The organism is Marinococcus tarijensis (assembly GCF_054971385.1).
The window spans coordinates 1-7016 of record NZ_JBQOJA010000058.1 but is presented as its reverse complement, the minus strand read 5'-3'; the positions used below and the strand labels follow the sequence as shown (position 1 = coordinate 7016).

General features: G+C 45.0%; 6 protein-coding genes. 1 reads left to right on the top strand and 5 read right to left on the bottom strand.

Annotation, left to right across the window (positions count from 1 at the left end; genetic code table 11):
* Positions 1-121: 121 nt before the first annotated feature.
* The 5 genes from lpdA to ACTTK7_RS16855 form a co-directional block, all read right to left on the bottom strand.
* On the bottom strand, positions 122-1537 hold the full coding sequence (gene lpdA, locus ACTTK7_RS16875; RefSeq protein ID WP_462869261.1) for a dihydrolipoyl dehydrogenase: 1416 nt from the start codon (positions 1535-1537) through the stop codon (positions 122-124).
* Between the two features lie 3 nt (positions 1538-1540).
* A complete protein-coding gene (locus ACTTK7_RS16870) occupies positions 1541-2899 on the bottom strand; it encodes a dihydrolipoamide acetyltransferase family protein (protein WP_462869260.1) in 1359 nt (452 codons plus the stop codon).
* A 90-nt stretch (positions 2900-2989) separates the two neighbouring features.
* Positions 2990-3967 (bottom strand): alpha-ketoacid dehydrogenase subunit beta, encoded by a 978-nt coding sequence (locus ACTTK7_RS16865; protein ID WP_462869258.1) that lies wholly within the window; start codon positions 3965-3967, stop codon positions 2990-2992.
* Positions 3968-3970: 3 nt separating this feature from the next.
* Positions 3971-5011, bottom strand: coding sequence for a pyruvate dehydrogenase (acetyl-transferring) E1 component subunit alpha (gene pdhA, locus ACTTK7_RS16860; RefSeq protein ID WP_462869262.1), 1041 nt, complete (start codon positions 5009-5011; stop codon positions 3971-3973).
* Positions 5012-5494: 483 nt separating this feature from the next.
* Positions 5495-6145, bottom strand: a complete 651-nt coding sequence (locus ACTTK7_RS16855) for a YkyA family protein (RefSeq protein ID WP_462869257.1) — start codon at positions 6143-6145, stop codon at positions 5495-5497.
* Positions 6146-6277: 132 nt separating this feature from the next.
* On the opposite strand from ACTTK7_RS16855, the gene def reads away from it, so the two are divergent.
* A complete protein-coding gene (def, locus tag ACTTK7_RS16850) occupies positions 6278-6823 on the top strand; it encodes a peptide deformylase (protein WP_462869256.1) in 546 nt (181 codons plus the stop codon).
* Positions 6824-7016: the final 193 nt, after the last annotated feature.

The window sequence follows — 7016 nt, the reverse complement described above, 5'->3', positions numbered from 1 at the left end:
CGTCGACGCAAGTATAACGGATATGGGAGTCTGCGTGTTTTTTTGTGCTTCAACCCCAACAAATATTATAGAGCCAAAAAGAAAGCCACGGCTGCGACGAGCCGTGGCTTTCTTGCATTTATTACGTGATGTGAATTGGCATTCCGAGTGCTGCTTCTGCTGTTTCCATCGTGATCTCACCTAACGTCGGGTGAGCATGAACAGTCATCGCTACATCTTCTGCTGTCATGCCTGCTTCGATTGCCAGGCCTGCTTCTGCAATCATATCAGAAGCGTTAGGGCCCACAATTTGAGCTCCGATAACTAAACCATCATCCTTACGGGTGATGAGCTTCATGAAGCCTTCAGAGACGTCCAGAGACAATGCCCGTCCGTTAGCCTGGAACGGGAACTTCGCGGATTTTACATCAAAGCCTGCTTCTTTCGCATCTTCTTCGGTGTATCCAACGCTTGCAAGTTCCGGATCTGAGAAAACGACCATTGGCATGCCAAGATAATCGACTGCTGCCGCTTCCCCTGCGATAGCCTCTGCAGCTACTTTCGCTTCGTAGGAAGCTTTATGAGCAAGCGGGAGGCCAGGCACGATGTCGCCGATTGCGTAGATATTATCTACACTTGTGCGGGACTGCTCGTCCACCTGGATCAGGCCGCGTTCGCCAATTTCTACGCCGATCTGTTCAAGTCCCAGCTCTTCTGTATTTGGACGGCGTCCAACAGCAACCAGTACGTACTCTGCTTCAAACGTTTTTTCTTCACCTTTTACTTCAGCTGTAAGGGTTACGCTGTCTTCAGACTCTTCCACGCCCTGCGCAAATGCTTCTGTTTGAATGTCAACGCCCTGTGCTTTTAATTTCTTTTGCACTGGCTGAGTCATTTGCTTTTCAAAGCCCTGGGAAAGAATACGACTTTCGCCTTCAAGCACAGTAACCTCTGTACCAAGGTTTGCATACGCTCCAGCCATCTCGATGCCGATGTAGCCGCCGCCGACCACAATCATGCTTTTCGGGATTTCTTCGAGATTTAAGCCTCCAGTGGAATCAAGTACACGTTTTCCGAAAGGAAGCGGCTTGAGTTCCACCGGACGGGAGCCCGTAGCAATGATGCAGTTATTAAATTTATACGTCTGGGAACTGTACTCATCCGTAGAAACTTTTACCTGGTCTTTGTCGGAGAAATAGGCTTCCCCTTTTACAATGTTCACCTTATTTGCTTTTAGAAGGGATTCAACGCCCCCGGTAAGCTTTTCAACGACACTGCCTTTCCATTCCTGTACTTTCGTGAAATCTACCTCAGCACCCTTAGAGGTGATACCCATGCTTTCAGCGCCTTCGTTGGCTTCGTGAAAACGATGCCCGGCCTGAATTAATGCTTTAGACGGCACGCAGCCTACATTTAAGCAGACACCGCCCAGATTTCCTTTTTCGACAATCGTTACTTTTTGCCCAAGCTGGGCGGCACGGATGGCTGCAACATAGCCCCCCGGGCCGGCACCTACAACTAGTGTATCAATTTCTTCTGCAAAATCTCCTACTACCATGAATTATCCCTCCATTGAGATTAGTTCTGGTTCATTTAACAAGCGCTTGATGTGATTCAATGCATGCTGTGCTGTCATGCCGTCGATCAGACGGTGGTCATAGCTTAAAGAAAGAGCAAGCATTGGCGCAGCAACAATTTCGCCGTCGCGCACTACCGCTTTTTCTTCAATACGGCCAATACCAAGAATAGCCACTTCCGGATGATTAATAACCGGAGTAAAGAACGCACCCTTCGCGGATCCCAGGTTCGAAATCGTAGCAGAGCCTCCGCTCATTTCAGCTGAGGAAAGCTTTCCGTCTCTTGCTTTTGTAGCAAGCTCGTTGATTTCGTCGGCCAGGGTAAAGATTGGCTTGCGATCTGTGTCTTTCACAACCGGTACGACAAGTCCCTGCTCTGTATCAGCTGCAATGCCGATATTGAAGTAATGCTTATAAACGATTTCAGAAGCTTCATCGTCGATGGAAGCATTCAATACAGGGAACTTACGGATTGCGGAAGTCAGGGCTTTTACAACGTATGGCAGGTACGTAAGCTTGATATCCTGCTCTGCAGCCATAGGCTTGAATTTTTTACGGTGGTCAACCAGCGCACTGACGTCCACTTCGTCCATATGAGTAACGTGTGGAGCCGTCTGTTTTGATTGTACCATTTTTTGAGCGATAGCTTTACGGATACCTTTAAGCGGCACGCGTTCTTCCATAGCGCCCTGGTCCTGGGAAGGTGCTGCTGCGCTCGCTGCTGATTTGCTTTCTTCAGCGCCGGAAGCAGCTTCTGTTGTTTCTTCTTCCGCTGACTGATCGCCACTCAGGAATGCATCAATATCTTCACGCAGAATACGTCCGTTTTTGCCCGTTCCTTTGACTTTTTGAATCGTTACGTCATTTTCACGCGCGTATTTGCGCACAGACGGCATAGCGATAACGCGTGCGTTTTCATCTACGTCTGCTTCTCCTGAAGTACTGGCACTCTCGCCGCCTGCTGGTGTCGGGCTTTCTTTTTCTGCTTCCGTGGAAGCCGGCTGAGCATCATTCTGCTCCTGCTCGTCTCTTTCTGATTTACCTTCGGAACTTTCATCCCCGGAAGCCTCTTCCGCGGAATCATCTGAAGAGGACTCCTCTCCGCTGCCATCATCGATAGTGAGAATCACTTCACCGACGGTGGTTGTTGTTCCTTCATCTACTTTTAATTCTAAGACTTTGCCATCCACCGGGGAAGGTATTTCCACCACAGCTTTGTCGTTTTGCACTTCGCAAAGCACATCGTCTTCTTTAATTTCATCGCCGGGTTTGACCTGCCATGAAACTATTTCACCTTCGTGAATTCCCTCGCCAATATCAGGAAGTTTAAATTCATAAGCCAAAACAAGTGCCTCCTTTTATTTTCAATTCAGTATTACTCGTAGCAAACAGGTTGATATTTTTCATCAACCTGTTTGCCCGATTAGTAATGTTTAGAAACTGAGTACAGCTTTTGCTTTTTCGATTACATCGTTTTCATTCGGGAGCCAAACGTCTTCGGCAGCCGCGAATGGAAAGACCGTATCTGGTGCTGCCACTCGAAGTACCGGCGCCTCTAAATGAAGAATAGCTTCTTCATTTATATTCGCGACTACGTTAGCAGCAATACCAGCTTGTTTTTGAGCTTCCTGGACTACAACTGCACGGTTGGTTTTTTTCACAGACTCAATAACTGTATCCATGTCCAGTGGACTGATAGTCCGCAGGTCAACCACTTCTGCTTCGTAGCCTTCTTCTTTCAACTGATCAGCTGCTTTCAGGCAAGTGTGTACCATAGCTCCGTAAGCAACTAATGTAACGTCTTTACCTTCACGTTTCACATCTGCTTTACCAAGTTCCACTGTATATTCTTCTTCTGGAACTTCTTCCCGAAAAGAGCGGTACAGTTTCATGTGCTCAAGGAAAAATACCGGGTCATCACTGCGAATTGCAGAAATCAACAGCCCTTTTGCATCATAAGGAGTCGATGGAATAACTACGGAAAGCCCCGGAGACTGTGCGAGAAGCCCTTCCAGGCTGTCCGCATGAAGTTCAGGTGTCTTTACTCCGCCGCCGAAAGGCGCACGAATAGTAACCGGCGCATTGTTTTTGCCTCCAGTACGATAGTGGATCCGTGAAATCTGCCCTATTACCTCGTCCATTGTTTCAAATACGAAACCGAAAAACTGGATTTCCATTACCGGACGGAACCCAGTGACTGCAAGACCAAGTGTCAGTCCGCCAATTCCGGACTCTGCAAGTGGAGTATCAAATACACGTTCTTCGCCAAATTCTTTTTGCAGACCTTCTGTAGCACGGAATACGCCGCCATAATGACCTACGTCTTCGCCGTAAACAAGGACATTTTCGTCATTTTTCAGCTCCGTGCGCATCGCCTCTGTAATTGCCTGAATCATTGTCAACTGCGCCATAGCTTACTTCGACTCCTTCTCTCTGTATTCTTCTAACTGCTTGTTTAATTCCTCTGGTAGTTCTTTATACATAATTCCGAGTAGATCAGAAACTTTTTGTTTAGGTGTTTCATCCGCCTGTTTCATAGCAGCTTTAATATCTTCTTTAGCTTTCTCTACTACTTCATTTTCGCGGTCTTCATTCCAGAGATCTTTTTTTTCAAGATAAGTACGAAAGCGTACAAGCGGATCTTTCTTTTCCCATTCGTTGTCCAGTTCTTCCGTACGGTACCGGGTCGGATCGTCTCCAGACATTGTATGTGGTCCATAACGGTAACATATTGATTCAATTAACGAAGGTTCGCCGTTTAATGCGTTTTTCCGTGCTTCCTGGGTAACAGAATACATAGCGAGAACATCCATTCCATCTACTTGAACTCCATGCAGACCAGCTGCTACTGATTTTTGTGCAATAGTTTTAGCTGCAGTCTGTTCCTCTACCGGTACGCTGATAGCAAACTGGTTGTTTTGCACAACAAAGATAGCTGGTGCTTCATACGCACCTGCAAAATTCATCCCTTCATAGAAGTCTCCCTGGGAAGAACCTCCGTCACCTGTATAAGTAATTGCTACGTTTTTATTGCCGCGGCGCTTCAGGCCGACTGCAACACCAGCATTTTGTACAAAATTAGCTCCGATAATGATCTGGGGTGGTAATACGTTTAAGTCTTCTGGAATTTGTCCACCATGAAAATGTCCTTTGGAAAACAAAAATGCTTGATACAATGGAAGACCATGCCATACAATCTGCGGAACATCACGGTAGCCTGGAAGAATCCAGTCTTCTTTGTCCAGTGCATAGTGTGAACCTATCATTGATGCTTCCTGACCAGCCACCGGGGCATAAAACCCTAGACGCCCCTGACGATTTAATGAGATAGCGCGCTGATCCCAGATTCTTGTATACACCATGCGGTGCATCATTTCCTGAAGCTGTTCATCTGATAAGTCTGGAAGCGCTTCTTCATTTACTACTTCTCCGTCTTCATTTAAAACCTGAAACATTTCAAAGTGACTTTCGACTTGTTCAATCGTTTTTGTCGCCACAAATGTTCACCTCTTCCTCTCTTCTTAAAATACACCGGCTGTAACCAGTAGTTGTTTTTATCTGTTCTTCAATTATCGCTTAAATTTTCACACTCTGCTGATAAAATATTTTTCACGCGCAGGTTCTTTAAGACCACATCGTTTTTTAATACCCTTCACAGCCGTATTGTAATCAAGGATAATTTTAACAAAGAACAAATAAGTAGCTGTTTCAGTTTATTTTATCATTTCAATGAAACAATACTTTTCAATAGTTAGAATATACCAAACGAAAAAGATACGTCAATCCTTTTTGCTCAAAGGATTATACTGCCATTTGGCACATTCAATATTTTGGAAATAAACAAATCTGTTATATACCATCGCTCCTTGCTTATATAAACAGTTCAGCCGTTTTTCTCCATCCAACGCTTCGTTTCGCCGACTTGTTATAAAACTGAATCAGCTCTCTTCTTCCATCATTTCTCCGAACGTGTTTTTAGCTTCATTGAATGCTTTCGTTTCTGTGTTGAATGTTTCCCTGTAGCTCTCCACCTCTTCATAGGAGTTGTTAATAGTATCGAGTTGTTCTTCGAGTGCTTCAAGCTCTAAATTTTCATCATTAAATGATTCGTACATATCAATTTCTTTATCCGCTGCTTTCATGTAAGCATCGTGAACACCGTTAAATGCTTCGTTCCTCTTTTCCATTGCCTGCTGGGCCTGCTTTGCTTGTTCGCTCATTTCTTCATCTTCCAAATTTTCAATAGGGTCTTCTGCTTTCATTGCTTCATCGTAAGCCTGATTGATCTCTTCCTGTTCTTGTTCCATTAATTCTTTACGCTCACTCACTGAGCTTACCGCTTTCTCTACAGATGCCTCAATTTTTTTCTGCTCATCATCTTTATAGGAAGTTAAATTTTCAAATATACTTTGTTCTTCACCAGCCAGTTCGGTTAATTCTTCATCTTTGTCGGAAAAGTTTTCTTCGGCTCCCGCTGCTTTACTCCACTGATCCTGGATGTTGCCCTCCGGAGACCCGCATGCCGTTAACACTAAAGCAGATAACGTAACGACTGCTGCTCCTGTTATTTTTTTGTTCAATTTATACATATGTATTCCCCCTGTAAATTTTTTTGCGGCCAATTGACGTTTTAAAGCTGTTTTAGCTGAAATTTTTTTGCTATACTAATACACTGTTATTAACGATTATCATATGTAAGCTTGATTGGAGGCAGTTGATTCATGTTAACAATGAAAGATATTAAGCGTGAAGGTAGTCCAGCGCTTCGCAAAGTATCTGAAGAAGTCCCGGTTCCTCCGCCTGCTGAAGATCTGCATACCCTGCAGGAAATGCTGGATTTCTTAAAAAACAGCCAGGACGAGGAAACCGCTGAAAAATATGAGCTCCGTTCCGGCGTCGGCGTGGCGGCCCCCCAGCTTGGCATTAATAAAAGAATGTTTGCCATGCATGTGTCCGACGACAAGGATGAGCTTTACAGCTACGGGTTCATCAACCCAAAAATCCTCAGCCACTCTGTAGAAACAACCCATCTGGAAGGCGGGGAAGGTTGCCTTTCAGTCGATCGGGAAGTTCCTGGAAATGTTCCTAGATATTCGCGTATTACACTGAAAGCCCGGACACTTGAAAACGAAGAGGTAAAGCTGCGCCTCCGGGGGCTTCCGGCTATTGTTGCCCAGCACGAAATTGATCATCTGAACGGAGTTATGTTTTACGACCGGATTGAAGATTACGAGGACGAGTACAAACGGGAGCTGCCCAAGCTATAATCTGCAAAAAGAGCGTTTTCCTCCGGGAAGATGCTTTTTTCGTCTTCTCAGTTTTTCCTGCCATGCTTTCTTGTTACTTCCCTTATTTGGAAATTATTTCTATAAAAGATATTTTATGGCTCTTCACCACAAGTTGGACTTGACACGATAGGGATATGAAAAAAGCGGCTCTTCCTTTATCTTGGTATTGGAC

Coding starts and splice junctions, on each gene's coding strand:
- lpdA (WP_462869261.1), bottom strand. CDS start 1,537: ATGGTAGTAGGAGATTTTGCAGAAGAAATTGATACACTAGTTGTAGGT.
- ACTTK7_RS16865 (WP_462869258.1), bottom strand. CDS start 3,967: ATGGCGCAGTTGACAATGATTCAGGCAATTACAGAGGCGATGCGCACG.
- pdhA (WP_462869262.1), bottom strand. CDS start 5,011: ATGTTTCAGGTTTTAAATGAAGACGGAGAAGTAGTAAATGAAGAAGCG.
- ACTTK7_RS16855 (WP_462869257.1), bottom strand. CDS start 6,145: ATGTATAAATTGAACAAAAAAATAACAGGAGCAGCAGTCGTTACGTTA.
- def (WP_462869256.1), top strand. CDS start 6,278: ATGTTAACAATGAAAGATATTAAGCGTGAAGGTAGTCCAGCGCTTCGC.